The 25,493-nt window shown below is 72.3% G+C and carries 27 protein-coding genes; 17 read left to right on the top strand and 10 right to left on the bottom strand.

The window, feature by feature from the left end; translation table 11 throughout:
• Positions 1–45 precede the first annotated feature (45 nt).
• From alr to tsaE, 3 genes are read left to right on the top strand one after another with little or no spacing between them, the layout of a single operon-like run.
• Complete coding sequence (gene alr, locus AB0L33_RS07185) at positions 46–1,194, top strand: alanine racemase (protein WP_365678511.1); 1,149 nt, start codon at positions 46–48, stop codon at positions 1,192–1,194.
• A 26-nt stretch (positions 1,195–1,220) separates the two neighbouring features.
• Complete coding sequence (locus AB0L33_RS07180) at positions 1,221–2,459, top strand: alpha/beta hydrolase (RefSeq protein ID WP_365678509.1); 1,239 nt, start codon at positions 1,221–1,223, stop codon at positions 2,457–2,459.
• Positions 2,428–2,979, top strand: coding sequence for a tRNA (adenosine(37)-N6)-threonylcarbamoyltransferase complex ATPase subunit type 1 TsaE (gene tsaE / locus AB0L33_RS07175; protein WP_365678507.1), 552 nt, complete (start codon positions 2,428–2,430; stop codon positions 2,977–2,979). The genes AB0L33_RS07180 and tsaE overlap by 32 nt, the downstream gene beginning before the upstream one ends.
• 359 nt (positions 2,980–3,338) lie before the next feature.
• Here the strand turns inward: tsaE and AB0L33_RS07170 are convergent, their stop codons facing one another.
• A complete protein-coding gene (locus AB0L33_RS07170) occupies positions 3,339–3,884 on the bottom strand; it encodes a hypothetical protein (RefSeq protein ID WP_365678685.1) in 546 nt (181 codons plus the stop codon).
• A gap of 224 nt (positions 3,885–4,108) precedes the next feature.
• Here AB0L33_RS07170 and tsaB point away from each other — a divergent pair, with 224 nt between their 5' ends.
• From tsaB to AB0L33_RS07135, 7 genes are all read left to right on the top strand, one after another.
• Positions 4,109–4,756 carry a tRNA (adenosine(37)-N6)-threonylcarbamoyltransferase complex dimerization subunit type 1 TsaB gene (gene tsaB / locus AB0L33_RS07165; RefSeq protein ID WP_365678683.1) on the top strand — a complete coding sequence of 216 codons (648 nt, stop codon included), beginning with the start codon at positions 4,109–4,111 and terminating at the stop codon, positions 4,754–4,756.
• The gene (rimI, locus tag AB0L33_RS07160) at positions 4,753–5,256 is read left to right on the top strand and encodes a ribosomal protein S18-alanine N-acetyltransferase (RefSeq protein ID WP_365678505.1); all 504 of its coding nucleotides are present in this window, start codon (positions 4,753–4,755) and stop codon (positions 5,254–5,256) included. Before tsaB ends, rimI begins: the two co-directional genes overlap by 4 nt.
• Positions 5,256–6,356 (top strand): tRNA (adenosine(37)-N6)-threonylcarbamoyltransferase complex transferase subunit TsaD, encoded by a 1,101-nt coding sequence (gene tsaD / locus AB0L33_RS07155; RefSeq protein WP_365678503.1) that lies wholly within the window; start codon positions 5,256–5,258, stop codon positions 6,354–6,356. The genes rimI and tsaD overlap by 1 nt, the downstream gene beginning before the upstream one ends.
• Positions 6,353–6,634 carry a hypothetical protein gene (locus AB0L33_RS07150; protein WP_365678501.1) on the top strand — a complete coding sequence of 94 codons (282 nt, stop codon included), beginning with the start codon at positions 6,353–6,355 and terminating at the stop codon, positions 6,632–6,634. The genes tsaD and AB0L33_RS07150 overlap by 4 nt, the downstream gene beginning before the upstream one ends.
• A 63-nt stretch (positions 6,635–6,697) precedes the next feature.
• Positions 6,698–7,168, top strand: a complete 471-nt coding sequence (locus AB0L33_RS07145; RefSeq protein WP_365678499.1) for a VOC family protein — start codon at positions 6,698–6,700, stop codon at positions 7,166–7,168.
• Between the two features lie 47 nt (positions 7,169–7,215).
• A complete protein-coding gene (locus AB0L33_RS07140; protein WP_365678497.1) occupies positions 7,216–7,881 on the top strand; it encodes a hypothetical protein in 666 nt (221 codons plus the stop codon).
• A gap of 102 nt (positions 7,882–7,983) precedes the next feature.
• Positions 7,984–9,000: a polysaccharide deacetylase family protein gene (locus AB0L33_RS07135; RefSeq protein ID WP_365678495.1), complete on the top strand. Its 1,017-nt coding sequence runs from the start codon at positions 7,984–7,986 to the stop codon at positions 8,998–9,000.
• Here the strand turns inward: AB0L33_RS07135 and AB0L33_RS07130 are convergent.
• Positions 8,991–9,401, bottom strand: a complete 411-nt coding sequence (locus tag AB0L33_RS07130; RefSeq protein WP_365678493.1) for a DUF6234 family protein — start codon at positions 9,399–9,401, stop codon at positions 8,991–8,993. The genes AB0L33_RS07135 and AB0L33_RS07130 overlap by 10 nt on opposite strands.
• 294 nt (positions 9,402–9,695) lie before the next feature.
• Between AB0L33_RS07130 and groES the strand changes: the two genes are divergently transcribed.
• Together groES and groL are read left to right on the top strand one after the other, a co-directional pair.
• Positions 9,696–10,004 carry a co-chaperone GroES gene (gene groES, locus AB0L33_RS07125; protein ID WP_018101172.1) on the top strand — a complete coding sequence of 103 codons (309 nt, stop codon included), beginning with the start codon at positions 9,696–9,698 and terminating at the stop codon, positions 10,002–10,004.
• Between the two features lie 103 nt (positions 10,005–10,107).
• On the top strand, positions 10,108–11,733 hold the full coding sequence (gene groL, locus AB0L33_RS07120) for a chaperonin GroEL (RefSeq protein ID WP_365678491.1): 1,626 nt from the start codon (positions 10,108–10,110) through the stop codon (positions 11,731–11,733).
• Between the two features lie 116 nt (positions 11,734–11,849).
• Here groL and AB0L33_RS07115 read toward each other — a convergent pair whose 3' ends face one another.
• From AB0L33_RS07115 to AB0L33_RS07095, 5 genes are all read right to left on the bottom strand, one after another.
• Positions 11,850–12,878: a hydroxyacid dehydrogenase gene (locus AB0L33_RS07115; protein ID WP_365678489.1), complete on the bottom strand. Its 1,029-nt coding sequence runs from the start codon at positions 12,876–12,878 to the stop codon at positions 11,850–11,852.
• A 28-nt stretch (positions 12,879–12,906) separates the two neighbouring features.
• The gene (locus AB0L33_RS07110; protein ID WP_365678487.1) at positions 12,907–13,761 is read right to left on the bottom strand and encodes a carbohydrate ABC transporter permease; all 855 of its coding nucleotides are present in this window, start codon (positions 13,759–13,761) and stop codon (positions 12,907–12,909) included.
• Complete coding sequence (locus AB0L33_RS07105) at positions 13,758–14,645, bottom strand: sugar ABC transporter permease (RefSeq protein ID WP_073964391.1); 888 nt, start codon at positions 14,643–14,645, stop codon at positions 13,758–13,760. The genes AB0L33_RS07110 and AB0L33_RS07105 overlap by 4 nt, the downstream gene beginning before the upstream one ends.
• Positions 14,646–14,649: 4 nt before the next feature.
• Positions 14,650–15,978: a sugar ABC transporter substrate-binding protein gene (locus AB0L33_RS07100; RefSeq protein ID WP_365678485.1), complete on the bottom strand. Its 1,329-nt coding sequence runs from the start codon at positions 15,976–15,978 to the stop codon at positions 14,650–14,652.
• A 107-nt stretch (positions 15,979–16,085) separates the two neighbouring features.
• A complete protein-coding gene (locus tag AB0L33_RS07095; protein ID WP_365678483.1) occupies positions 16,086–17,183 on the bottom strand; it encodes a substrate-binding domain-containing protein in 1,098 nt (365 codons plus the stop codon).
• 171 nt (positions 17,184–17,354) lie between these two features.
• Between AB0L33_RS07095 and AB0L33_RS07090 the strand changes: the two genes are divergently transcribed.
• Both AB0L33_RS07090 and AB0L33_RS07085 read left to right on the top strand, forming a co-directional pair.
• Positions 17,355–19,127, top strand: a complete 1,773-nt coding sequence (locus tag AB0L33_RS07090) for a DUF2264 domain-containing protein (protein ID WP_365678481.1) — start codon at positions 17,355–17,357, stop codon at positions 19,125–19,127.
• The gene (locus AB0L33_RS07085; protein ID WP_365678479.1) at positions 19,124–20,653 is read left to right on the top strand and encodes a right-handed parallel beta-helix repeat-containing protein; all 1,530 of its coding nucleotides are present in this window, start codon (positions 19,124–19,126) and stop codon (positions 20,651–20,653) included. Before AB0L33_RS07090 ends, AB0L33_RS07085 begins: the two co-directional genes overlap by 4 nt.
• Positions 20,654–20,670: 17 nt before the next feature.
• Here the strand turns inward: AB0L33_RS07085 and AB0L33_RS07080 are convergent, their stop codons facing one another.
• Both AB0L33_RS07080 and AB0L33_RS07075 read right to left on the bottom strand, forming a co-directional pair.
• Positions 20,671–21,444 carry an SDR family oxidoreductase gene (locus AB0L33_RS07080; protein WP_365678477.1) on the bottom strand — a complete coding sequence of 258 codons (774 nt, stop codon included), beginning with the start codon at positions 21,442–21,444 and terminating at the stop codon, positions 20,671–20,673.
• A 52-nt stretch (positions 21,445–21,496) separates the two neighbouring features.
• Complete coding sequence (locus AB0L33_RS07075; protein WP_365678681.1) at positions 21,497–22,168, bottom strand: MOSC domain-containing protein; 672 nt, start codon at positions 22,166–22,168, stop codon at positions 21,497–21,499.
• 89 nt (positions 22,169–22,257) lie between these two features.
• On the opposite strand from AB0L33_RS07075, the gene AB0L33_RS07070 reads away from it, so the two are divergent.
• Positions 22,258–23,172 carry a LysR family transcriptional regulator gene (locus AB0L33_RS07070; protein ID WP_365678475.1) on the top strand — a complete coding sequence of 305 codons (915 nt, stop codon included), beginning with the start codon at positions 22,258–22,260 and terminating at the stop codon, positions 23,170–23,172.
• Between the two features lie 90 nt (positions 23,173–23,262).
• Here the strand turns inward: AB0L33_RS07070 and AB0L33_RS07065 are convergent, their stop codons facing one another.
• Complete coding sequence (locus tag AB0L33_RS07065; RefSeq protein ID WP_365678473.1) at positions 23,263–23,589, bottom strand: WhiB family transcriptional regulator; 327 nt, start codon at positions 23,587–23,589, stop codon at positions 23,263–23,265.
• 425 nt (positions 23,590–24,014) lie between these two features.
• On the opposite strand from AB0L33_RS07065, the gene AB0L33_RS07060 reads away from it, so the two are divergent.
• Positions 24,015–24,626 (top strand): response regulator transcription factor, encoded by a 612-nt coding sequence (locus AB0L33_RS07060; RefSeq protein WP_003948568.1) that lies wholly within the window; start codon positions 24,015–24,017, stop codon positions 24,624–24,626.
• A gap of 248 nt (positions 24,627–24,874) precedes the next feature.
• Positions 24,875–25,450, top strand: coding sequence for a sigma-70 family RNA polymerase sigma factor (locus AB0L33_RS07055; protein ID WP_018101160.1), 576 nt, complete (start codon positions 24,875–24,877; stop codon positions 25,448–25,450).
• The last annotated feature ends 43 nt before the right edge of the window (positions 25,451–25,493 follow it).

The raw sequence follows: 25,493 nt of genomic DNA, 5'->3' as shown, positions 1-25,493 counted from the left end.
CGCCGGACCGGCCCGCGCGGGCGGCTCTGAGAGACTGGGCGCGATATGAACGAGACAGCGTCCTTGCGAGCCCGTGCCGAGATCGACCTCGCCGCACTCCGCGCCAACGTGCGCGTCCTGCGTGCCCGGGCGGCCGGGGCGCAACTCATGGCCGTGGTCAAGGCCGACGCCTACGGGCACGGCGCGGTCCCCTGCGCACGCGCCGCACGGGAGGCGGGCGCCGCCTGGCTGGGCACCGCGACCCCGCAGGAGGCGCTGGCCCTGCGCGCGGCCGGGCTCGACGGCCCGATGCTGTGCTGGCTCTGGACGCCGGGCGGGCCCTGGCGCGAGGCGATCGAGGCCGACGTCGACGTGTCGGTCAGCGGGATGTGGGCGCTGGACGAGGTCACCGAGGCCGCCGCGGCGGCGGGCAGGACCGCCCGGATCCACCTCAAGGCAGACACCGGACTCGGCCGGGCCGGGTGCCAGCCCGCCGACTGGCCCGGGCTGGTCGCCGCCGCCCGCACCGCCGAGCGCGCGGGCACCGTCCGCGTCACCGGCCTCTGGTCCCACTTCGCCTGCGCCGACGAGCCGGGCCACCCTTCGATCACCGCCCAGCTCGACACCTTCCGCGACATGGTGGCGTACGCCGAGAAGGCCGGTGTCGAGCCCGAGGTGCGGCACATCGCCAACTCCCCGGCGACCCTGACCGTCCCCGAGTCCCACTTCGACCTGGTGCGGACCGGGATCGCGATGTACGGCATCTCGCCCAGCCCGGAGCTGGGCACCTCCGCCGACTTCGGGCTGCGCCCCGTGATGACGCTCGCCGCGTCCGTCGCCCTGGTCAAGCAGGTCCCGGCCGGCCACGGCATCAGCTACGGCCACCACTACACGACGCCCCGCGAGACCACCCTCGGCCTGGTGCCCCTCGGTTACGCCGACGGCATCCCGCGCCACGCGTCCGGCCGGGGCCCGGTCCTGGTCGGCGGGGTGCGGCGGACCGTCGCCGGCCGGGTCGCCATGGACCAGTTCGTCGTGGACCTGGACGGCGACGAGGTGGCGGCGGGCAGCGAGGCGGTGCTGTTCGGGCCCGGCGACCGGGGCGAGCCGAGCGCCGAGGACTGGGCGGAGGCCGCCGGCACCATCGCGTACGAGATCGTCACCCGGATCGGCGGCCGGGTGCCGCGCGTCCATCTGGGCGCCGGGACGGACTGACACGACCCACGAGGAGCGGGGCACGGGTGAGCGACATCAGCACGGGCGACGTGATGGCGACGGCGGCCGCCTCGGGGGCCGGCTGGCGCCGGGCGGGCATCGCCGGTGCCGCCATAGGCGTGCTCGCCGCCGGGGCCGCGGCCGGGGTCGCCGTGGAGCGGCTGACCGTCGGCCGGGGCATGCGCAAGCGCGCCCGCCTCGCCCTGGACGCCACCGGCCCGTACGGCTCGCTGCGCGGGGCGCCCGGCCGGGCCACCGCCGACGACGGCACCCAGCTGTACTACGAGGTGGACGAGGCCGGTACGCCCGAGGACCCCGCCCCCACGGGCTCCCGCAGGCGCCGCCTCTTCGGACGCAAGGCGCCCGCCCCCGTCACCGTCGTCTTCAGCCACGGCTACTGCCTGGGCCAGGACTCCTGGCACTTCCAGCGCGCCGCCCTGCGCGGCATCGTGCGCACCGTCCACTGGGACCAGCGCAGCCACGGCCGCTCCGAGCGCGGCCGGGCCCAGGCCCGCGCCGGGGGCGGGGTGCCCGTCGGCATCGACCAGCTCGGCCGCGACCTCAAGGCCGTCATCGACGCCGCCGCCCCCGAGGGCCCGCTCGTCCTCGTCGGCCACTCGATGGGCGGCATGACGATCATGGCGCTCGCCGACCAGTACCCGGAGCTGCTCCGCGACCGGGTCGTCGCCGTCGCCTTCGTCGGCACGTCGAGCGGGAAGCTCGACGAGGTCAGCTTCGGGCTGCCCGTGATGGGCGTCAACGTCGTGCGGCGCGTCCTCCCCGGAGTGCTGCGGGCGCTCGGCTCGCAGGCGGAGCTGGTGGAGCGGGGGCGCCGGGCGACCGCCGACCTGTTCGCCGGGCTGATCAAGCGGTACTCCTTCGGCTCCCGGGACGTGGACCCGGCCGTCGCGCGGTTCGCGGAACGGCTCATCGAGTCCACCCCGATCGACGTGGTCGCCGAGTTCTACCCGGCCTTCGCGGAGCACGACAAGAGCGCGGCCCTGCCCCTCTTCCGCGACATCCCGGTCCTCGTCCTGGCCGGTGACAAGGACCTCGTGACGCCCAGCTCGCACAGCGAGGCCATCGCGGACCTGCTGCCCGACGCGGAACTCGTCATCGTGCCGGACGCCGGGCACCTGGTGATGCTGGAGCACCCCGAGACCGTGACCGACCGGCTCGCGGACCTGCTGGTGCGGGCCGGGGCCGTACCGGAGTCCTCTAACGTTGGCGGGCATGGAACCGCAGAACAGCCCGGCGGCCACTGAGGCCACCGCGTACGGACATGTCCCCGGCGCCGTCAGCGTGCGCCTCGCCCTCGAATCCCCCGAACAGATGCGGGCCCTGGGCCGCCGGCTCGCCGCCGCGCTGCGCCCCGGCGACCTCGTGATGCTCACCGGTGAGCTGGGCGCCGGCAAGACGACCCTGACCCGGGGGCTCGGCGAGGGCCTGGGGGTGCGGGGCGCGGTGACGTCCCCCACGTTCGTGATCGCCCGCGTCCACCCGTCGCTCTCCGGGGGGCCCGCGCTGGTCCACGTCGACGCGTACCGGCTGGGCGGCGGTCTGGACGAGATGGAGGACCTGGACCTCGACGTCTCGCTGCCGGAGTCCGTGGTGGTCGTGGAGTGGGGCGACGGCAAGGTCGAGGAGCTTTCGGACGACCGGCTCCAGGTGTACATCGACCGCGCGGTGGGGGACACCGACGACGAGCGCCGCACGGTGACCCTGGTGGGCGTCGGGGCGCGCTGGGCCGGGCTGCGCAACGAGTCCTGGGCGCCCTGGGGCTGAGCGGACCCACGGTTTCCGACGCGGTGTCGGCAAAATGTTGCGCGGGACGGGGCGGGCATGGTGACATGGAGGACGAGAGCGTAGTTAGGTCTACCTAACCACGCCCCACCGGAGCCGGAGCCCCAGGAGGCGCCATGCCGACATCCGACCGAAAGACCGGCCCGCCGCGAGCGGCGGTGCCGACGAGCACCCTGCTGGCCGCGACGGCGGCGGCAACCGCGGTATCAACCCCTCCGCCCGCACGGCAAAATCCGGACGGGCGGCAAAATCAAGCCCGTCCGGCGATTGAGGACATCCTTGACGCGGGCCGACGACGGCCCGCACAGTCAAGCCCGTCCGGCGATTGAGGACGCCCCCGGCTACGGGACCACGACCACCTTCGCCCCCACCGTGGCGAACCGCCACACCGCGTCCCCGTCGGCCCGGGACATCCGTACGCCCCCCGCCTTCACCGTGGGGTCCGGCTCCTCCATCGACCCGTCCTGCGCGGCGCTGAAGCCGATCGTCACGTCGTTCACGGTGGCGAACCGCACGACGTGCTCGATCGGCACCCCGTCCGACCCCTTCACGCTGCCCGACCGCGAGGTCACCGCGTAGGTGCCCGGCACGGCGCTCACCGAGCTGGGCATCACCTTGAACGTCCGGGACGCCTTGCCCTTCGCGTCCACCAGCCACACCCGGCGGTCCTTCAGCGCGTATACGACCCGCATGCCGCTGCCGGACTCGGCGGGAACGGCCAGCGGGTCCTTCTTCGGCTTCGCCTTGCCGTGCTCCCCGGCCGGGGCCGACGCCGAGGCGCTGCTCGACGCCTTCGGCTTCGCCGCCAGGTCGTCCGGCACATGCGCGGAAGCCTGGTACGCCAGGAAGCCGACCACCGCGACGGCCGCCGCGGTGAGCGCGGCCACGATTCCCGAGCTGCCCCTTGCCACCGTGCGTGCCTCTTTCGCTGTCGTGTGCCGTAAGGCGCGAACCGTAAGTCGTACGCGGACCGTAAGTCGTACAAGCGTTTACACGTACTCCGCGTATACCCGGTGACGGTAGCAGCCGGGGCCGCCCGGGCCGGGATGCCGTACGGGGCGCGGGGCGGGCCGCGCCGGAGCCGTAGGCTGTTTGCGTGCTCTTGCTCGCAATGGATACCGCCACTCCCGCCGTCACCGTCGCCCTGCACGACGGGACCCGCGTCGTCGCCGAGTCCGTCCAGGTCGACGCCCGCAGGCACGGGGAGCTGCTGCTGCCCGCCGTCGACCGGGTCCTCGCCGACGCCGGGGTGAAACTCGACGCCGTGACGGACGTCGTCGTGGGCGTCGGCCCCGGCCCGTACACCGGACTGCGCGTCGGCCTGGTGACGGCCGCCACCTTCGGCTCGGCGCTCTCCGTGCCCGTGCACGGCCTGTGCACCCTGGACGGCCTCGCGTACGCCGCCGGGCGCTCCGGACTCGACGGTCCGTTCGCCGTAGCCACGGACGCCCGCCGCAAGGAGGTCTACTGGGCGCGGTACGAGGACGCCCGCACCCGGACCGCGGGGCCCTCGGTCGACCGGCCCGCCGACATTGCGGACCAGCTCGCGGGCCTCCCGGTCGTCGGCGCGGGCGCGGTGCTCTATCCGGAGGCGTTCCCGGACGCGCGCGGCCCGGAACACCTCGCTGCGGGCGCCCTCGCGGGCCTCGCCGCCGAACGCCTCGCGGCCGGCGAGGAGCTGCTGCCGCCGCAGCCGCTCTACCTCCGCAGGCCCGACGCGCAGGTCCCGAAGAACTACAAGGTGGTCACCCCGAAGTGACCGTCACGACCGCGGTGCTGCGCGAGATGCGCTGGTGGGACATCGACCCCGTGCTCGCCCTGGAGCACGAGCTGTTCCCGGAGGACGCCTGGTCGGCGGGCATGTTCTGGTCCGAGCTGGCCCACGCGCGCGGCCCGGCGGCCACCCGCCGCTACGTCGTCGCCGAGGAGCCGGGCACCGGCCGGATCGTCGGATACGCGGGCCTCGCGGCCGCCGGTGACCTCGCCGACGTACAGACGATCGCGGTCGCCCGCGACCACTGGGGCGGCGGGCTCGGCTCCGAGCTGCTGACCGACCTGCTCCGGCACGCCACGGCCTTCGAGTGCGCCGAGGTGCTGCTGGAGGTCCGCGTCGACAACACCCGCGCCCAGAAGCTCTACGAACGCTTCGGCTTCGAACCGATCGGCTTCCGCCGCGGCTACTACCAGCCGGGCAACATCGACGCGCTCGTCATGCGCCTCCACGTACACGAAGAAGCAGAAGAAAACGGGACCCACTGATGGCTGACGAACCCCTCGTACTCGGCATCGAGACCTCCTGCGACGAAACCGGGGTCGGCATCGTCCGGGGGACCACGCTCCTCGCGGACGCCGTCGCCTCCAGCGTCGACACCCACGCCCGCTTCGGCGGCGTCGTCCCCGAGATCGCCTCCCGCGCCCACCTGGAGGCGATGGTCCCCACCATCGAGCGCGCCTTGAAGGAGGCCGGGGTCAGCGGCCGCGACCTCGACGGCATCGCGGTCACCGCCGGACCCGGCCTCGCGGGCGCCCTGCTCGTCGGCGTCTCCGCCGCCAAGGCGTACGCGTACGCGCTGAACAAGCCGCTGTACGGGGTCAACCACCTGGCCTCCCACATCTGCGTCGACCAGCTGGAGCACGGCCCGCTGCCCGAGCCCACCATGGCGCTCCTGGTCAGCGGCGGGCACTCCTCGCTGCTGCTCGCGCCGGACATCACCAACGACGTGCGGCCGCTCGGCGCGACCATCGACGACGCGGCGGGCGAGGCGTTCGACAAGATCGCCCGGGTCCTCGACCTCGGCTTCCCCGGCGGCCCGGTCATCGACCGCCTCGCCCGCGAGGGCGACCCGGCCGCCATCGCCTTCCCGCGCGGGCTCACCGGCTCGCGCGACCCCGCGTACGACTTCTCGTTCTCCGGCCTGAAGACCTCCGTCGCCCGCTGGATCGAGGCCAAGCGGGCGGCCGGCGAGGACGTGCCGGTCCGGGACGTGGCCGCGTCCTTCCAGGAGGCCGTGGTCGACGTGCTCACCCGCAAGGCCGTCCGCGCCTGCAAGGACGAGGGCGTCGACCACCTGATGATCGGCGGCGGCGTCGCGGCCAACTCCCGGCTGCGCGCGCTCGCCGAGGAGCGGTGCGAGCGGGCCGGCATCCGGCTGCGCGTGCCCCGCCCCAAGCTGTGCACCGACAACGGGGCGATGGTCGCCGCGCTCGGCGCCGAGATGGTCGCCCGCAACCGGCCCGCCTCCGACCTGGAGCTGTCCGCCGACTCCTCGCTCCCCGTCACCGAGACCCACGTCCCGGGCGCCCACACGCACGACCACGACCACGTGCACGAGATCAGCAAGGACAACCTCTACTCATGAGCGCCCCGGTCACCGCCCTGATGTGGGAGGCCCGCGCCGCCGAGGGCCGGGGCGGCGAGCTGGCGGAGTGGGCCCGCGCCCGCGCCGCCGGGCTGCCCCGCCCCCCGCTCCGCAGCGAGCTGCTGCGTGCCCCGCAGGACCGGGTCCTCGTGATCACCTGGTGGCGGGGCTCGTACGCCGACGAGCTGCCGGAGCTGCCCGAGCCCGATCCGGGCCTCGTCACCCGGCCGGTCCACCGCTGGCGCTTCGAATCGCTGGGGGACCCGGCAGGTCGATGAGTTCCGGACGCTTCCGCGGTCTACCCTTCACGGCACTTTGCCCCTGTACGTGAGGAGAGGACCATGCAGAAGGTCACCACGTTCCTGTGGTTCCCGAAGGACCTGATCGAGGAAGCGGCCGACTACTACGTCTCCGTCATCGGCGGCGACTCGCGCGTCCTGGAGACCACCCGCTGGACCGCCGCGAGCCCCGGCGAGGCCGGAAAGGCGATGACCGTGAGGTTCCAGCTGGACGGCGCGGAGTACGTCGCGTTCGACGGCGGGCCCGAGTTCACCTTCAACGAGGCCGCCTCGCTCTCCGTCGAGTGCGACTCGCAGGAGGAGGTGGACCGGCTGTGGGACGAGCTCACCTCCGGCGGCGGGCAGGAGATCCAGTGCGGCTGGCTCAAGGACAAGTACGGCCTCTTCTGGCAGATCGTCCCGCCGGGCCTCGGTGAGGCCCTGGGCGACCCGGACCCGGAGAAGGCCGCCCGCGCGATGAAGGCCATGCTCGGCATGAAGCGCCTGGACATCGAGGCCATCCGCAACGCCTGATCCCCGCCCGGCAATTGGGGCCAGGGGTGCTCGATAGGGTCGGCCCCATGTCGCCCCGCTTCGTGCTGCCGCCGCCCCCGCCGCCCGTGGAGATACGTTCCTGGCCCGACCGGGACGCGCTGCTCGCCGACCGGTCCTTCCTGCTCGGCGTGCTGGTCAAGGCGCACACCGGACCGGGCCGGCTCGGGATGCTGTGGCTGTGGGGGGCGCTCGGCGCGATCGGCTGGTCGTTCATCGGGACGGCGATCATCACCTTCGAGGAGTCGTACGACTTCATCAGCGCGATCCTGGGCGTGGTGCTGCTCGCGATGGGCGCCGCCGCCCTGATCCCGGCGGTGATCCTGCTCGTGTCCGGACTGCGCCGGGACGTGGCGCTGCGCCGGCTGCTCACGCAGTGGGGCGAGCTGGACCGCGACCCCGCCCGCGACGCCGGACTCCGGCTCCCCGGCACGACGCTGGGGTGGCTGCTGCCCTCCTTCGCGCTCGGCGCGCTGGGCCTCTACCTCTGCGTCGTCGTGCCCGCGGGGGCGGTCCGGGGCGAGGACACGTACGGGCTGATGGCGCTGATCATGGGGCTCGGGCTGCTGGCCTGGCTCGTCGGGCTCGTCGGCGTCTTCAAGGCGTTCTGGCACCGGCGCTGGATCGTGCGGACGCTGGCCGGGGCGAGCGCACCGCCCCCGCCGGTCGCGCAGGGCGGCGGCGCCCACCGCTGAAGGCCTTTCGGCCGCCCCGGTGTGAGCCAGCCGGGGGACCGCGCGCGCCCGGCGGCGGTGTCGGAGCCGATGCCCCGTCACGTACTGGCAGGATCCGGCGCCATGCAGCCAGTACGACAAAAGGACAAATTGGCCATGAATGGGCGTGAAACGGGTGCAGTGACGGGCGTGCGGCGGCGAGGGCGGGACCGCCTGCGGCGCAGACCGGGTTACGCGGTTCTCGCCGCGCTCCTGGTCGCCGCCGCCGCGTCCGGCTGCGCGGCCGGGGGCGACACGGACACCGCCGCCCGGAGCGCGAAGCTCCAGGCCGGCCAGGCCGGTCAGGCGGGCCCGCAGGCGGAACCGGCGGCCGGGGCGCTCGGCACCCGCGCGGCGCAGGCGGAGCGGGCGAAGCTGGCCCAGGCGGCCCGTGCGGTCGCCGCCAAGAAGTGGGGCCTGGCGAGCACGCCGCTCGCGGCGCCCGTGCCGCCCGCGAAGAAGCCGCACATCACGACCCGCAAGGGCTTCGAGGTCTCCGGCCAGGACGACTCGCTGCCGCCGGTCTTCACCCGGGTCCCCACCACGGACAAGGTCGTCTTCCTGACCATGGACGACGGGGACGACAAGGACCCCGAGCTGCTGAAGATGATGTCGGAGCTGAACATCCCGTACAGCGCCTTCCTCACCGACTATCTGGTGCGCGACGACTACACGTACTTCAAGGACGCCCAGTCGCGCGGGACCGTGCTCGGCAACCACACGCTCAACCACCGCTACCTGCCGGGCCTCTCCCACGACGAGCAGAAGCGCGAGATCTGCGACCAGCAGGACATCCTGCAGGAGCAGTTCGGCAAGCGGCCCCGGCTCTTCCGGCCGCCGTACGGCAACTACAACACCGACACGCTGAAGGTCGCCAAGTCCTGCGGCATCACCGCCGTGCCGCTGTGGGAGGCGGAGGCGTTCCCCGACCACATGGAGTGGCGCGAGGAGGACCGGAAGCTGCACCCCGGCGACATCATCCTCACGCACTTCCGCGGCAAGGCGGACTGGAAGGGGAGCATGCCCGACCTGATCCGCTCCGTCATGAAGGTCATCACGGACCAGGGCTACTCCGTCGCCCGCCTGGAGGACTACGTATAGGAGGCGGCGTACGCGCGGGCGGCCCCGGGCTCCCGGTGCGCGTCCTCGCGGGCGCTGTGCCAGGCCGTCAGCGTGAGGACCAGCAGCAGGCACGCGCCGGTCAGCTGGACGACCCCCGCGATCGGCAGCCCGTGGCGCAGCAGCACCACGCCGATCAGGCAGGCCACCGCCGTGATGGCCGCCAGGACGAGAGTGCCGGACCAGTCCGTCCCGGGCGGTCCGGCCTCCGCCATGTCCGGGTTCGGCGGCCGGGGGTCGGAGCCCGTGTACGCATAGAAGAGGACCCCGCTGACCACCGCCTCCAGCGCGATGAGCAGCAGGCCGAGCACCGCGTCGAGGCAGCCGGTCAGCACCGGGCCGGGGCGCGAGGGGGCCGGGCGGCCGGAGGTTCGTATGCGCATGCCCCCACCGTCCACCGGAACGGTCCGGGCGGCCCCGGCGTTGTCCCTACGGTGTCCGGAACGTTGCCCGGCCGCAGCCGTACGGCCCCCGGGTACGCCACGAGGGGCGTGAATTGGCACTCCGCTTGACCGAGTGCTAATCACGGTCATAGTCTCAGTGCTGGCACTCCCCACTGGAGAGTGCCAGCAGTACTGTGCGACCGGCAGGTCCGGCACCCGCGACGACGGGCTCACCTGGTCGCCACCCCAAAGACTGTTAAACCCCGTGAGATCTCCGAAGGGGGAGACCGGATCGTGTCGACCGCCAGCTCCAAGGTTGCGATCAAGCCGCTCGAGGACCGCATCGTGGTCCAGCCGCTCGACGCCGAGCAGACCACGGCCTCCGGCCTGGTTATCCCGGACACCGCCAAGGAGAAGCCCCAGGAGGGCGTCGTCCTGGCCGTGGGCCCGGGCCGCTTCGAGAACGGCGAGCGCCTGCCGCTCGACGTCAAGACCGGCGATGTCGTGCTGTACAGCAAGTACGGCGGCACCGAGGTGAAGTACAACGGCGAGGAGTACCTCGTCCTCTCGGCGCGCGACGTCCTCGCGATCATCGAGAAGTAATTCACCCACGTTTGCTTCTGTTCTGCGCCCCTGGCCCCCTGCGAACTAACCAGCCGGGCGGCAGGGGCGCAGTTCTTTGTTTTGAGAGGAACAGTTCAGCTCCATGGCGAAGATCCTGAAGTTCGACGAGGACGCCCGTCGCGCCCTTGAGCGCGGCGTCAACAAGCTTGCCGACACGGTCAAGGTGACGATCGGCCCCAAGGGCCGCAACGTCGTCATCGACAAGAAGTTCGGTGCCCCCACCATCACCAACGACGGTGTCACCATCGCGCGCGAGGTCGAGCTGGACGACCCGTACGAGAACCTCGGTGCCCAGCTGGTGAAGGAGGTCGCCACCAAGACCAACGACGTCGCGGGTGACGGCACCACCACCGCCACCGTCCTCGCCCAGGCGCTCGTCCGCGAGGGGCTGCGCAACGTCGCCGCCGGCGCCTCCCCGGCCGCCCTGAAGAAGGGCATCGACGCCGCGGTCAAGGCCGTGTCCGAGGAGCTCCTCGCGACCGCCCGCCCGATCGACGACAAGTCCGACATCGCCGCCGTCGCCGCGCTCTCCGCGCAGGACCCGCAGGTCGGCGAGCTCATCGCGGACGCGATGGACAAGGTCGGCAAGGACGGTGTCATCACCGTCGAGGAGTCCAACACCTTCGGCCTGGACCTCGACTTCACCGAGGGCATGGCCTTCGACAAGGGCTACCTGTCCCCGTACATGGTGACCGACCAGGAGCGCATGGAGGCCGTCCTCGACGACCCGTACATCCTGATCCACCAGGGCAAGATCGGCTCGATCCAGGAGCTGCTGCCGCTCCTCGAGAAGGTCATCCAGGCCGGTGGCTCCAAGCCGCTGCTGATCATCGCCGAGGACGTCGAGGGCGAGGCCCTGTCGACCCTGGTCGTCAACAAGATCCGCGGCACGTTCAACGCCGTCGCCGTCAAGGCGCCGGGCTTCGGTGACCGCCGCAAGGCCATGCTCGGCGACATCGCCACCCTCACCGGTGCGACCGTCATCGCCGAGGAGGTCGGCCTCAAGCTCGACCAGGCCGGTCTGGACGTGCTGGGCACCGCCCGCCGCGTGACCGTCACCAAGGACGACACCACCATCGTCGACGGTGGCGGCAAGTCCGACGAGGTCGCCGGCCGCGTCAACCAGATCAAGGCCGAGATCGAGGCCACGGACTCCGACTGGGACCGCGAGAAGCTTCAGGAGCGCCTGGCGAAGCTGGCCGGCGGGGTCTGCGTGATCCGCGTCGGTGCCGCCACCGAGGTCGAGCTCAAGGAGAAGAAGCACCGTCTGGAGGACGCCATCTCCGCGACCCGCGCCGCGGTCGAGGAGGGCATCGTCTCCGGTGGTGGCTCCGCCATCGTCCACGCCGTCAAGGTCCTCGAGGGCAACCTCGGCAAGACCGGCGACGAGGCCACCGGTGTCGCGGTCGTCCGCCGCGCCGCCGTCGAGCCGCTGCGCTGGATCGCCGAGAACGCCGGCCTCGAGGGCTACGTCATCACCTCGAAGGTCTCCGAGCTCGACAAGGGCCAGGGCTTCAACGCCGCGACCGGCGAGTACGGCGACCTGGTGAAGGCCGGCGTCATCGACCCGGTCAAGGTCACCCGCTCCGCCCTGGAGAACGCCGCGTCCATCGCGTCGCTGCTGCTCACGACCGAGACCCTGGTCGTCGAGAAGCCGGCCGAGGAGGAGCCGGAGGCCGCGGGCCACGGCCACGGTCACTCGCACTGACGCGTAGCGCTCCGCGCAAGCGGAAGGCCCGGTCCCCATGTGGGGCCGGGCCTCTCTGTTTGCGCGGGGGCGCTGCCCCCGGACCCCCGCTCCTCAAGCGCCGGAGGGGCTGGATTTCAGGCCGACCGGTCCAGCGCCGACGGATGCACCGGGTCCGCGAACGGCCGGCCCTGCGCGTACCGTTCCAGCTCGTCCAGGGCGTGGTCGGTCATGCGGTGCAGCTCGTTGCCGAGGGAGCCGGCCACGTGCGGGGTCAGGAGGACGTTCGGCAGGTCGTACAACGGGGAGTCGGCGGGAGGCAGTTCGGGGTCCGTCACGTCGAGTACGGCGTGCAGGCGGCCCGGGACCAGTTCCCGCAGCAGGGCCGCCTCGTCGAGCAGGGAGCCCCGGGCCGTGTTGATCAGCGTCGAGCCGGTCCGCATCAGCGCCAGCTGGCGGGCGCCGATCATGTGGTGGGTCTCGGGGAGCTGGGGGGCGTGCACGGAGACGACGTCGGCGCGGGCGCACAGCTCGTCCAGGGCGACCGGCTCGACGCCCAGGCGGGCCGCCTCGGACGCGGTGACGAAGGGGTCGTACAGCAGGACCGCCAGGTCGAAGGGGCGCAGCAGCTCGATGACGCGGCGGCCGATGCGGGAGGCGCCGACGATGCCCACCGTGCGGCGGTAGTTGCCGGCCCCGTCCAGCTCGGCGCGCCAGTCGTGGTCGGCGCGGACCTCGCGGTAGACGTGGGCGGAGTGCGGGACGCGCTTGTTGGCCAGCAGGATCGTGGCCAGGGTGTATTCGGCCACCGGCAGCGCGTTGGCCCCGGCCGCCGACGAGACGGCGAGGCCGCGCTCCCAGCAGGCGTCGGTGATGTGGTGCTTGACGGAGCCGGCCGCGTGGACGACCGCCTTGAGCCGGGGCGCGGCGGCCAGGACCCGGGGGGTGAGCCGGGTGGCGCCCCAGCAGGTGAACAGGACGTCGGCCTCGGCGAGCGCGGCGGCGACGCGGGGGTCCGGGTCGGCCAGGTCGTGGGCGACGAGGGCCGGGTCCGTACGGGCGAGGGCGGCGAGCCGGACGCGGTGGCGCGGCTCGAAGAGGCGCTCGTAGATGTTCGGGCCCATCGCGAGCAGGACGGACGGCCGGGGATCGGTGGTGGGCTGCATGGGGTGAACGACTCCCTCGTGGTGGGCGCTACTTGACGCTGCCGGCGGTGAGTCCGGCCTTCCAGTGCCGTTGCAGGGAGACGAAGGCGACGATCAGCGGGATGACGGCGAGCAGGGACCCGGTGACGACGAGCGGGTAGAAGCCCGGCTCGCTGTGGGTGTTGGTGTTCCAGGAGTACAGGCCGAGGCTCAGCGGGAAGAGCTCGCGGTCGGAGAGCATCACCAGCGGAAGGAAGAAGTTGTTCCAGATCGCGGTGAACTGGAAGAGGAAGACGGTGACGAACCCCGGCATCATCATCGGCAGCCCGATGGAGAAGAAGGTGCGCAGCTCGCCCGCCCCGTCGATGCGCGCGGCCTCCAGCGCCTCGCCGGGGATGTATCCGGCGGAGAACACCCGGGCGAGATAGACGCCGAACGGGTTCACCAGTACGGGGATGAGCACCGACCAGTACGTGTTGACGAGCCCGAGCTTGCTGGCCAGCAGGTACATCGGCAGGGCCAGCGCGGTCGTGGGCACGAGCACCCCGAGCAGGACGAGCCCGAACAGCTTCTCCTTGCCCCGGAACTCGTACTTGTCGAAGGCGTAACCGGCCGCGACGCAGATCAGCGAGCAGACCGCGGCGCCCACTCCCGCGTACAGCAGGCTGTTCCCGTACCACCGGAAGTAGACGCCGTCCCCGTACGAGGCGATGTCGGAGAGGTTCTTCGAGAGGTCGAAGCCCTCGAAGGAGAAGGTGTCCCCGGCGAGCAGCGAGCCGGTGTCCTTGGTGGCGGCGGTGACCAGCCAGACGAGCGGGAAGAGCATGTAGAGGACGGCCAGGAGCAGCGCTCCGTTGACGGCCGCCTTGGACAGCCAGGGGTTCTTGCGGGTCGTGGTGCTCATGCGTGCGCGCCCTTCCGGCCGGTGAGGCGGGTGACGACGAAGGACAGCAGCGCCGCGGTGAGCGCCAGGAGCACGGAGGCGGCGGCCGCGAGCCCGAAGTCGTTGCGGGCGAAGGCCGCGGTGTAGGCGTACATGTTCGGTGTCCAGGAGGAGGAGACGGCGGACCCGGAGCCGGTGTTGAGGATCAGCGGCTCGGTGAAGAGCTGGAGCGAGCCGATGATCGTGAAGAGCACGACCATCACGACCGAGGACCGGATCAGCGGGAGCTTGATGCTGAACGCGATGCGCCCGCCGCTCGCCCCGTCCACCGTGGCCGCTTCGAGCACCGAGCGGTCGATGGCCTGAAGGGCGGCGTAGAAGATCACCATGTTGTAGCCGAGCCATTCCCACAGCGCGATGTTCACGACGGAGGGCAGCGCGCCGCCCGGCGAGAAGAAGTCGAAGCCGATGCCGCCGGAGTGCATCGCGGAGACGACGGGGCTGAGGCCCGGCGTGTAGAGGTACAGCCAGATCATCGCGGCGATGATGCCCGGCACGGCGTGCGGCAGGAACAGCGCGAGCTGGAAGAAGCGCCGGGCGCGGGCGAGCGCCGAGTCGAGCAGCAGGGCGAGCCCGAGGGCGCCGCCGACCATCAGCGGGATGTAGACGGCGCAGTAGCCGAGGAGGACGAGGAAGCCGTCGCGGAAGACCCGGTCACCCAGCGCCGCCGTGTAGTTGCCGAGCCCGGTGAAGACCGTCTCGGAGCCGCCGAAGCCGAGCCCCGACTGCTGTTCGGTGAAGAGGCTGAGCCAGACCGCGTAACCGATCGGGATCAGCATCACGGCGGTGAACAGGACGAAGAACGGGGTCAGCAGGATCGCGGCGGCGCGGGTGCGGGCTTTCATCCGGTCAGCCCTCGACCTTCAGTCCGCGCTTGGACAGCTCCGCGACGGTCGCGTCGTGGGCGGCCTTCACGGCGTCGGGGATGGTGGTGCCGCCTCCGGCGAGCTTGCCGAAGCGGTCCTTGAGCGTGGTGTTGGTGGTGCCCATCGCGGGGCCCCAGGTCCAGCCCTGCTTGATGGCGGCGCCGCCGTCCTCGAAGACCTGGTAGATGTCCTGGCCGCCGTAGAACTTGGTGTCGAACGCCTTCTTGGCCGCCGGGCGCAGGGCGAGCGCGGCCGGGAAGGCACTGGAGGTGCCGGAGGAGATGCGGGCCTCGATGCCCTCCTCCGTGGTGGTCATCCAGGTCGCGAACTCGACGGCGGCCGCGGCCTTCTCGCTGTTCTTCGGCACGGCGAAGGTGGTCCCGCCGAGCATGCCGCCCGCGGGCTCGCCGTCCCAGGTCGGGATCGGGGCGACGGCCCACTTGCCGCTCTGCTCGGGCAGCGTGGAGCCGAGGACGCCGCCGCCCCAGGAGGCGCCGAGGTAGCCGATGGTGCCGCCGGTCTTCAGGGAGTTGGTCCAGGCGGGCGAGAAGGAGGCGTCGGAGCGGACCAGGCCGTCCTTCACCAGGCCCTGCCAGTAGTCGGCGACCTTGGTGGTGGCGGCGTCGGTGGTGTCGACCTTCCAGGTGTCGCCCTCGGCCTTGAACCACTGGGCGCCGGCCTGCCAGACCATCGCCTCGAAGGTGGTCGGGTCGTCCGGGAAGAAGGTGCCGATGCGGGCCTTGGAGTCGGCCTTCTTCACCTTCTCGGCGGCGGACCTGAACTCGTCCCAGGTCTTGGGGACGTCGATGCCGTACTTCGTGAAGAGGTCCTTGCGGTAGAAGAACGCCTGCGGTGCGGCGTCGAAGGGCACCGCCCAGCTCTTGCCGCCGAGCGTGGTCTGCTCGATCGCCTGCGGGAGGAACTTCTTCTTGACGTCGTCGGTGAGGTACTTGCCGATGTCCTGGAAGCCGCCCTGGCTGACGTACTCGGGGAGCTGCGGGTACTCGACGGAGACCAGGTCCGGGGCGTTGCCCGCCTTGATCGCGTTGGAGATCTTGGCGTAGCCGCCGGCGTTCCCGGACGGGGTCTCCTCGAACTTCACACGGATGTTCTTGTGCGAGGCGTTGAACGCGTCCACGACCTCCTTGGTGCCCTTGGCCCAGCCCCAGAAGGTGATGGTCACGGGCTTGGCGGCGCTGCCGGTGCCGCCGCCCTCGCCGTCGTCCCCGCTCCCGCCGCAGGCAGTGACGACGGCGAGGGCGGTGACGGCTCCGGCTATGGAAAGAGTCGTTCTGCTCCAACTGCGGTTCACGGCGGGCTCCTGAGTCGACGGTGACAGGGACGTTGGGCGTGATCCTTGGTCCACCGATGACCGAAGTCAAGAGCGAAAGATTGATTGATCGAGAAAAGATCAGAAAGTTATCGAGCGGTCGACGCCCGGACCCGCAGCCGCGGCAGCAGCGCCAGATGCCGTCCCGGCTCGTCGGCGTCCGGCCCCGAACCGTCCCGCCCGGCCCCGAGCCGCCCGGTCAGCAGCTCCGTCGCGTACCGCCCGACGTGCCGCTTGGGCGGGCTGACCGCGGTGAGCGGGATGTCGCCCAGCGCCGCCACCTCGTCGTCGTACGCGATCACCGCCAGGTCCTCCGGCACCCGCACGCCCAGCTCGGACAGGCGCTGCACCAGGTGGATCGCGTCCACGTCGTTGTGCACCAGCGCCGCCGTGGCCCGGCCGGAGCCCACCGCCTCGCGCACCTCGCGCACCGCCTCCTCGAAGCGGGCCGGGTCCACCTCGGGCCCGGACGTCCCGATCATCGCGGGCGCGCCCTCGGCGAGCCCCAGCACCGCGAGCGCGTCCTCGTAGCCGGAGCGCACCGCGAGTGCGGTCGGGCTGTCGGCGCGGGCCACCAGGAGGGGGGTGCCGTGACCGAGGCCGATCAGATGGCGCACCGCGAGCAGCACCCCGTGCCGGTGGTCGGAGCAGACCCGGTCCAGACCGTCCAGCGGGGACCCGGGCGCTGGGGTGCGCTCCAGGAGCACGGCGGGCACCGGAAGGCCGGCCATCCAGTCCCCGTACGCCGCCTGGTCCTCGGCGCCCCGCCAGCCCGGGGCGATGAGCAGCCCCTCCGCCCCGGCGGCGAGCAGCCCCTCGGCGCGCGCCCGGTCCCCCTCCGGCCGGTAGTCGGAGATCCGCAGCACCAGGCGGCCCCCGGCGCGGGCGGCCGCCTCGTGCGCGCCCCGGATGACCTCCGCGAAGTAGTACGTCGCCGAGGGCGCGATCAGCCCGAGCACCGGGCCGGCACCGGGTCCGGGACCGGCGGGGGACGCGGCGTCCCGGGGCCAGGAGACCGAGCCGTGGACCCGGTCCAGCAGGCCGCGCTCGGCCAGCGCCTCGGCGTCGCGGCGGGCCGTGACGGGGGAGACCCCCAGCAGGCCGGCCAGGTCGGAGACACGGGCCGAGCCGCGCTCCCGCACCAGGGCCAGAAGTCGGTCGTGACGTTCAGCTGCACTCTCGCGCACGGCGGCAGTCCCCTTGTAAATCGCGATGTGGTGGCTCGGCTCGCCAGACCCTAATCCACTTTGATCGATCGACGGAAGTTTCGATCATTCGCTACGCCAAACCTTGACGTTCGATCAATCAGCGGTTCAGGATTCCCGGCGACGCCGAAGTCCGCCTCCCCTGGGAGCATCATGCCCACGACGAGTCCGTACACGGGGTACACCCGTGCCGATTGGGAGCGCACGGCCGACCGGCTCCTGCTCGCCGTACGCCCCCACGCCTCGCCCCGCCACGGCCTCATCGGCCTCCCCGGCCCCCGGCCGAGCTGGTCCGGGCCCCTCTCCGACGGCCTCGAAGGCTACGCCCGCACCTGGCTGCTCGCCGCGCTGCGGACCGCCGGGGCGGGCGGCGAGGACCCGCACGGCTTCCTCGGGCGGTACGCCGAAGGGCTCGCCGCCGGTACGTCGGACCCGGCGGGCAGCCCCGACGCCTGGCCCCGCATCGCGGACGTCCCCCAGGCCATCGTGGAATCCGCGTCCATCGCCCTGGGCCTGCGCCTCACCCGCCCCTGGCTCTGGGACGCCTTGGACGACGCCACCCGGCAGCGCGCCGTCGACTGGCTCCTCCCCGCCCTCGGCGCACCCCCGGTGAACAACAACTGGTGGTTCTTCGGCCTCACCGTCGCCGGTTTCCTCCAGGACGCCGGCATCGAGACCGACCGCGCCGGGCGGACCATCGACCGCGCGCTGGAGCACGTCGAGGACTGGTACCTGGGCGACGGCTGGTACAGCGACGGCCCGAACCGCTCCTTCGACCACTACAACGCCTGGGCGATGCACTTCTACCCCGTCCTGCACGCCCACCTGGCGGGCGACCGGGACCTCCTGGACCGCTACGGCCCCCGCCTGCACCGCCACCTGGACGACTACGGCCGCATGTTCGGCGCGGACGGCGCACCCATGCCGTTCGGCCGCTCCCTCATCTACCGCTTCGCCGCCGCGGCCGCCCCCTGGCTCGGCGCGATGACCGGCCACACCCCGCTCACCCCGGGCGCGACCCGCCGCCTCGCCTCCGGCACCCTCCGCCACTTCCTGGACCACGGCGCCGTCGACCGGGACGGCCTCCTCACCCTCGGCTGGCACCGCCCGTACGCGCCCATGCTCCAGAGCTACTCGGGCCCCGCCTCCCCGTACTGGGCCGCCAAGGGCTTCCTCGGACTCCTGATGCCCCCGGACCACCCCGTCTGGACGGACCCCGAGGAGCCGCTGCCCGCCGAGACCGCGGACGCCGTGACCGTCCTCGGCCCGACCGGGATGCTCCTCCAGTCCACCGCGGCGGACGGCCTCGTCCGGCTCCACAACCACGGTTCGAACCACGTGGGCGACGAGGAGGACCCCGGCTACGCCCGCTTCGCGTACTCCACCCGGACCGGCCCCACGCACGGGGACGCCGCACGCGACAACCACTTCGCGCTCCTCCCCGACGGGACGGCGACCGCCCGCCGCACCGCCGACCCGCTCGGCCCCGCCGCCTCCGCGCACACCCCGCTCCCCGGCGTCCGCGTCGTCTCCGCCACCCTCGCCCACGGCCGCGCCGAGGTCCGCGCGCACCTGGTCATCGGCGCGCCCGAGGGCACGCCCGTCCGCCAGACGGGGTGGGCGACGGGCGACCCCGGACTCACCGCCCAGCTCCACCCGGTCCACGGCTACGAGGGCGGGGTCCGCGAACTGCCCGGCGGGGACACCATGTTCGACGAGACCTCCGAACTCCTCGCCGTGGACGGCGTCACGGCCGGACCCCGGTCCCTCTTCGTCGCGCTCGCCTCGCTCACCGGCGAGGCGGACCCGGCCCCCGTCGACGCCCTCGCGGCCATCCGCGTACCGAGCCCCCACGAGATCCATGTGACCTGGCACGACGGCACCACCGCCGTACTCCACCTTCCGGAGGAATCAGAGGAATCATGAGCCGCCGACGCACCCTTCTCGCGACCGCAGCACTCACCGCCCTCGCCGCCACCGCACTGGCAGCCCCGGCCCAGGCCGCCCACCACCGGCCCGGCACCTTCCACGTCGACTGCGCGGCCACCGCCCCCGGCGACGGCTCCCGCCACCACCCGTGGACCGGCCTCGCCGACGCCAACGCCCACACCTTCGGCCCCGGCGACCGCCTCCTCTTCCACCGCGGCTCCACCTGCACCGGCACGCTCGCGCCCCGGGGAGCGGGCTCGGCCTCGGCGCCGGTGACCATCTCCGATTACGGCAGCGCCCACGCCTCCCGCGCGGTGATCGACGGCGCCGGAGCGCACGACGCGATCCTCCTCGCCGACACCCAGCACTACCGCGTGTCCGACCTGGAGATCACCAACGCCGCCGACCCCGGCACCGAGCGCAACGGCATCCGGCTGCGCCTCACCGACTACGGCACCGCGCGCGGCTTCGAGCTCGACCACCTCTACATCCACGACGTACGCGGCGGCGACTCCAAGACCCTCACCGGGTCCAGCGCCATCCACATCGCCGTCGAGGGCACGACCCGCGCCAGCAGCTACGACGGCCTCGACATCCACCACAACCTCATCGAGGACGTCGACCGCGAGGGCGTCTACTTCAAGTCGACCTACTCCAAGCGCGACCTGGTCGGCAACCAGCAGGACCCCGCCGCCTACCCCGGCGACTGGACGCCCTCCACGCACGTCCGGATCTCGTACAACACCCTGCGGTCCATCGGCGGCGACGGCATGAAGCTCGACACCACCGCCGGTGCCCGTGTCGACCACAACCGGGTCGACGGCTTCCAGCTGCGCTCGCCCTCCGCCAACGCGGGCATCTGGACCTTCAACACCGACGACACCACCATCGAGTACAACGAGGTGTCGGGCGGCGGGAACACCCACGACGGCATGTCCTTCGACGCCGACGGCGCCTCGCGGCACACGGTCTTCCAGTACAACTACAGCCACGACAACAAGGGCGGCTTCCTGCTGGTCTGCCCGTACAGCGGTGCCAGGACCGTCGACACCGTCGCCCGCTACAACGTGAGCCGCAACGACGGCGAGCGGCTGCTCCAGAACTGCTGGGGCCCGATCCTCAACACCCAGGTCTACAACAACACCTTCGTCAACTCGAAGGACACCGTGCCGAAGTACCTGGTCCAGGACGACAACAGCAGCCCCGGCACCACCGTCCACGAGCAGCACATCACCAACAACCTCTTCGTGAGCGAAGGCACCGGCGGCTACGGCTTCACCAGCCCGACCCCCGGCCTGGCCTTCGACCACAACGCCTTCCACGGCGCCGAGATGACCCGCCCGAACCCGGGCGGCATCACCGCCGACCCGCTGCTGCGGGACGACTTCCGGCTCGGCGCAGGCTCCCCGGCCCTCGCCGCCGGAGCGGTCGTCGCGGACAACGGCGGCAAGGACTACTTCGGCAACCGCCTGAAGCCCGGCGCCCCCAACATCGGCGCCTACGCGGGGCCCGGCGTGAAGTAGGGCCCAAAGGAAAGGCCCTACTGCGGCCCGTACTTGCGGCCTGTTCGCGAGGTCAGCCCTCCGAGCAGGCCGCGCGGGGCCAGCTTCACCGCGCCCATCAGCACCTTGTAGCGCGGGTCCGGGATCGACACCGATTTCCCGCGCGCCAGGTCCGCGAGCGCCGCCGTCACCAGCTTGTCCGCGTCCAGCCACATCCAGCCCGGGATGTTGTCCGTGCCCATCCCGGCCCGCTGGTGGAACTCCGTACGCACGAAGCCCGGGCACAGCGCCATCAGCCGCACCCCGGACCCGGCCAGGTCCTTCGCCGCGCCCTGGCTGAACTGCACGACCCACGCCTTCGAGGCGCCGTACGTGCCGCGCGGGACGAACGCCGCGACGGAGGCAACGTTGACGATGCCGCCCCGGCCGCGCTCCCGCATCGGGGCCGCCGCGGCCGAGGTCAGCCGCAGCACCGCCTCGCAGTGCACCTTCAGCATCGACAGCTCGTCGGCCATCGGGACCTCCAGATAGCGCCCCTTGTTGCCGAAGCCCGCGTTGTTCACCAGCAGGTCCACCGGGTGCCGGGCGTCCCCGAGGCGCTCCTCGACCGCGCGGATGCCCAGGTCCTCGGACAGGTCGGCCCGCAGCACCTCCGCCTCGATGCCGTGCCGGTCGTGCAGCTCGGTCGCCTGCTCGCGCAGCCGCTCCGCGTCCCGGGCCACCAGGACCAGGTCGTACCCGTCGGCGGCGAGCCGCCGGGCGAAGGCGGCACCGATACCCGCCGTCGCGCCCGTGATCAGTGCAGTCGTCATACGCGGCACGGTAGAGCATCCAGAAACGGCGCCTCCCGGCGCTCCCGCGGGCTCAGGACGCGGTGAGCTCCGCCGCGTACGCGCGCGCCTTGCGCAGCGTCGACGGAGTCAGCGCCTCGCCGGCCGGGAGGAGCAGCGGCAGCAGGTCGCGCCGGGTGGTGACGGCCCGGAACTGGAGCTCCACCGTCACCTCGTGGTCCGGCCGGTGCACGATCTCGACCGGGTCGCCCGCCCGGACGGACCCCGGCACGACCACCCGCAGATACGCCCCGGGCGCCGCCGCCCGCGTGAACCGCTTCACCCAGCGGGCCTCGCCGAGGTGTCCCTGGAACGTGCGGCACGGGATGCGGCCCGACGCGACCTCCAGCACCAGCTCCGTGCCGATCCGCCAGCGCTCGCCGATCAGCGCCTCGCCGACCCGCAGCCCCGCCGTGGTCAGGTTCTCGCCGAACGAGCCGTTGGGCAGCGGGCGGCCCAGCTCCCGTTCCCAGGCATCCAGGTCCTCGCGCGCGAATGCGTACACCGCTTGGTCGGAACCGCCGTGGTGGCGCAGGTCGCACACCGCGTCCCCGGCGACCCCGCTGCCGCCCTCGCCCCTGGGCCCGGGGTCCGACACCAGCACCGGCCCCTCCACGGGGTGCTTGTCGATCCCGGTCATGCCGCCCGGGGCGTCGGTGTAGGACGCCGCCGTGGGGCGCCCCGCGTTCACGGTCAGCACAGTCATCGCGGTCATACCGGAACGGTATCCAAGCCCACCCCAAAGCCGCGCGTGAATATCCCGCGATCGCCCCAAGCGTTGCTTATGCTGGAAGGGTGATCGAAGCCCGCCACCTCCGCGTCCTGCGCGCCGTCGCCTCCACCGGCTCCTTCTCCGCCGCCGCCCGGGAGCTGGGCTGCACCCAGCCCGCTGTCAGCCAGCAGATGAAGGCCCTGGAGTCCTCCGCCGGGACCACGCTGCTCATCCGGACCGGCCGCGAGATGCGTCTGACCCAGGCGGGCGAGGCACTGGTGCGGCACGCGTCGGGCATCCTCGCCGGGCTCACCGCCGCCGAGGAGGAGGTCGCCGCGATCGCCGGGCTCCGGGCCGGGCGGGTCCGGCTCGTCTCGTTCCCGAGCGGCAGCTCCTCGCTTGTCCCGGGCGCCCTCGCCGCCCTGCGCGCCGCCCACCCCGGGACCCGGGTCTCCCTCGTGGAGGCCGAGCCGCCCCGGTCGGTGGAGATGCTGCGCGACGGCGACTGCGACATCGCGCTCGCCTTCCGCTACGGGGAGCCGGGCGCCGAATGGGACGACCTGGTGGTCCGCCCCCTGCTCACCGACCGGCTCACGGGCCTGGTCCCCGAAGGGCACCCGCTGGCGGACCGGGACGAGGTCGGCATCGCGGAGCTGGCCGGGGAGTCCTGGATCGCGGGGTGCCCCCGGTGCCGCAGGCAGCTGGTGGAGGTGTGCGAGGAGTCCGGATTCACCCCGCGCATCGACTTCGCCACCGACGACTACCCCGCGGTGATCGGCCTGGTCGGCGCGGGCCTGGGGGTCGCCGTACTGCCCGCCCTGGCCATCGAGTCGGTACGCCCGAGGGGAGCCAGGACCCTCACGGTGGCACCGGCCATCGAACGCGAGATCGTCGCCCTGACCCTGCCCGACCTGGCAAGGGTCCCGGCGGTGGCGGCCACCCTGGACCATCTGGCACTGGCCTCTTCCGGCGCCACCTCAAGCCCCGCCGGCGTTTGAGGCGCGGGGGCCCGGGGGCGGAGCCCCAGGTTTCGGGAAGGGGCGGGGTGGGGTGCAGAAACGTTTTTCCCCCGATGCGCGCAGCGAAGGTCACCCCTGCCCCGGCGGCGACGCCGGCGCCGCGGCCGTGATCAGCCGATTGCGCGCACGCCCCATCAACTCCTCGCGCTCGTCCTCGGTGAGCCCGCCCCACACCCCGTAGGGCTCGCGGACGGCCAAGGCGTGCGCCGCGCACTCCGCGCGTACGGGGCACCGCATGCAGACCTCCTTCGCGGAGGTCTCACGCGCGCTCCGAGCCGCTCCGCGTTCCCCCTCGGGATGGAAGAAGAGGGAGCTGTCGACCCCGCGGCAGGCCGCCAGCAGCTGCCAGTCCCACAGATCGGCGTTGGGTCCGGGAAGTCGGGAGAAATCGGCCATTGCTTGTCCCCTCGAAACCGTGCTGAGTCGGAAACGTCGTGTTCGTCGTGGGTGGGTGCTCGTCGATGACCGCGTACAAGACCGTACATCTACGGTGTTAGTAGATGTAAATATGACTGATTGCGAATCTAGCCACAGACACCACCAAAAGGGAAGAAATCCCGCTAAATGGGGCACGGAGCCGCCAAAAGTTTCGGTTGACAACTGGACGACCCGTGGCGCTCTCCTCCGTGAGCGCTTACTCACGTAGAGTGCCGAACTCGGTCTTCCGACCCGTAACTCTTTCGAGTGACCATCGTTGAGAGTGCGGAGGCGGTTGGCAGAAAGAGCGATCGGGCAGATGTCCGAGAGCGTCAACCGCACAGGTGACGACTTGTAACAGCCTGGAGGCTCAAGGTGACGCGCATCAGCTGCGGAGGGCGGTCATGACTTCCGTCCTCGTCTGCGACGACTCCCCGCTTGCCCGAGAAGCGCTCCGTCGCGCGGTCGCGACCGTGCCCGGCGTCGAGCGGGTGACGACGGCCGCCAACGGCGAGGAAGTCCTCCGCCGCTGGGGCGCCGACCGTTCGGATCTGATTCTCATGGACGTACGCATGCCCGGGCTCGGGGGGGTGGAGACGGTCCGCCGGCTGCTCTCCGCCGACCCGGGCGCCCGGATCATCATGCTGACCGTCGCCGAGGACCTGGATGGCGTCGCGCTCGCGGTCGCCGCCGGTGCCCGCGGCTATCTGCACAAGGACGCCTCCCGGGCCGAGCTCCGGGCGACCGTCACCCAGGCGCTGGCCGACCCGACGTGGCGGCTCGCCCCGCGTCGGCTGCGGTCGGCCGAGATGGGTGCGGCGCCCACGCTCACGGCGCGCGAGATCCAGGTGCTGGAGGGGATGAGCCACGGCCGCTCCAACGCGGAGATCGGCCGCGAGCTGTTCCTCTCCGAGGACACGGTGAAGACGCACGCCCGGCGGCTCTTCAAGAAGCTCGGCGCCTCGGACCGCGCCCACGCGGTGGCCCTGGGCTTCCGGTGGGGCCTGGTGCGCTGACAGTCGGCCCGGGCCCGCGGGCCCGGACAGGGGTGCGGCGCGAGCCGCCGTACCCCGCCGATCCGGCGGTATGTGACGCTTCCCGGCCGATGCCGCATCCTTGAGACGTGGAGTTCCTCGGGAACGATTCGGTCGAGCGGAAGGGGAGGGCGCAGGACATGACTTCCGGCGCACCCGCTCATAACGCTTCGGTGCACAACTACGGACGCGGTGCCGCGGATGAAGCGGGGCCGGGGCACCATGGTTCGATGCGCGACGACGGGACGACGGTGATCGGTGCCCTGGTGCACCGCGCCGTCGAGGGCGACGCGCAGGCCACTCACGACCTGCTGGCCCACGTCCACCCGCTCGCCCTGCGCTACTGCCGGTCCCGGCTGAACCGGCTGCCCGGTGACGCCCGCCACTTCGTGGAGGACCTGGCGCAGGAGGTCTGCGTCGCCGTCCTGATGGCGCTGCCGCGCTACAAGGACACGGGCAGGCCCTTCGAAGCCTTCGTCTTCGCCATCGCCGGTCACAAGGTGGCCGACCTCCAGCGCGCCGCGATGCGGCATCCCGGCTCGACGGCCGTGCCCTCCGACGAGATGCCGGAGCGTCCCGACGACTCGCTCGGGCCCGAGGAGCGCGCGCTCCTCAGCAGCGACGCCGCCTGGGCCAAGAAGCTCCTGGCCAACCTTCCGGAGAACCAGCGCGAACTGCTCGTGCTGCGCGTCGCCGTCGGGCTGACCGCCGAGGAGACCGGCCAGATGCTCGGCATGTCCCCGGGCGCCGTCCGGGTCGCCCAGCACCGGGCGCTGAGCCGCCTCCGGGCCCTCGCGGAACAGTGAGCCCGGCGGTGGGTTGGGCCCCTCGGAGACGTGGGCCACAACC

Origin of the sequence: Streptomyces sp. NPDC052299 (assembly GCF_040679335.1) — a bacterium.
Classification (GTDB): Bacteria; Actinomycetota; Actinomycetes; order Streptomycetales; family Streptomycetaceae; genus Streptomyces.
The sequence above is the reverse complement of the archived record's forward strand: the minus strand, read 5'-3'. Positions and strand labels throughout refer to the sequence as shown.

What these genes read in the sequence shown, in the direction of transcription:
- alr (WP_365678511.1), top strand. Translation starts at nt 46, where the DNA reads ATGAACGAGACAGCGTCCTTGCGAGCCCGTGCCGAGATCGACCTCGCC.
- tsaE (WP_365678507.1), top strand. Translation starts at nt 2,428, where the DNA reads ATGGAACCGCAGAACAGCCCGGCGGCCACTGAGGCCACCGCGTACGGA.
- tsaB (WP_365678683.1), top strand. Translation starts at nt 4,109, where the DNA reads ATGGATACCGCCACTCCCGCCGTCACCGTCGCCCTGCACGACGGGACC.
- tsaD (WP_365678503.1), top strand. Translation starts at nt 5,256, where the DNA reads ATGGCTGACGAACCCCTCGTACTCGGCATCGAGACCTCCTGCGACGAA.
- AB0L33_RS07150 (WP_365678501.1), top strand. Translation starts at nt 6,353, where the DNA reads ATGAGCGCCCCGGTCACCGCCCTGATGTGGGAGGCCCGCGCCGCCGAG.
- AB0L33_RS07145 (WP_365678499.1), top strand. Translation starts at nt 6,698, where the DNA reads ATGCAGAAGGTCACCACGTTCCTGTGGTTCCCGAAGGACCTGATCGAG.
- AB0L33_RS07140 (WP_365678497.1), top strand. Translation starts at nt 7,216, where the DNA reads ATGTCGCCCCGCTTCGTGCTGCCGCCGCCCCCGCCGCCCGTGGAGATA.
- AB0L33_RS07135 (WP_365678495.1), top strand. Translation starts at nt 7,984, where the DNA reads ATGCAGCCAGTACGACAAAAGGACAAATTGGCCATGAATGGGCGTGAA.
- AB0L33_RS07130 (WP_365678493.1), bottom strand. Translation starts at nt 9,401, where the DNA reads ATGCGCATACGAACCTCCGGCCGCCCGGCCCCCTCGCGCCCCGGCCCG.
- groL (WP_365678491.1), top strand. Translation starts at nt 10,108, where the DNA reads ATGGCGAAGATCCTGAAGTTCGACGAGGACGCCCGTCGCGCCCTTGAG.
- AB0L33_RS07115 (WP_365678489.1), bottom strand. Translation starts at nt 12,878, where the DNA reads ATGCAGCCCACCACCGATCCCCGGCCGTCCGTCCTGCTCGCGATGGGC.
- AB0L33_RS07110 (WP_365678487.1), bottom strand. Translation starts at nt 13,761, where the DNA reads ATGAGCACCACGACCCGCAAGAACCCCTGGCTGTCCAAGGCGGCCGTC.
- AB0L33_RS07105 (WP_073964391.1), bottom strand. Translation starts at nt 14,645, where the DNA reads ATGAAAGCCCGCACCCGCGCCGCCGCGATCCTGCTGACCCCGTTCTTC.
- AB0L33_RS07090 (WP_365678481.1), top strand. Translation starts at nt 17,355, where the DNA reads ATGCCCACGACGAGTCCGTACACGGGGTACACCCGTGCCGATTGGGAG.
- AB0L33_RS07085 (WP_365678479.1), top strand. Translation starts at nt 19,124, where the DNA reads ATGAGCCGCCGACGCACCCTTCTCGCGACCGCAGCACTCACCGCCCTC.
- AB0L33_RS07080 (WP_365678477.1), bottom strand. Translation starts at nt 21,444, where the DNA reads ATGACGACTGCACTGATCACGGGCGCGACGGCGGGTATCGGTGCCGCC.
- AB0L33_RS07075 (WP_365678681.1), bottom strand. Translation starts at nt 22,168, where the DNA reads ATGACTGTGCTGACCGTGAACGCGGGGCGCCCCACGGCGGCGTCCTAC.
- AB0L33_RS07065 (WP_365678473.1), bottom strand. Translation starts at nt 23,589, where the DNA reads ATGGCCGATTTCTCCCGACTTCCCGGACCCAACGCCGATCTGTGGGAC.
- AB0L33_RS07060 (WP_003948568.1), top strand. Translation starts at nt 24,015, where the DNA reads ATGACTTCCGTCCTCGTCTGCGACGACTCCCCGCTTGCCCGAGAAGCG.
- AB0L33_RS07055 (WP_018101160.1), top strand. Translation starts at nt 24,875, where the DNA reads ATGCGCGACGACGGGACGACGGTGATCGGTGCCCTGGTGCACCGCGCC.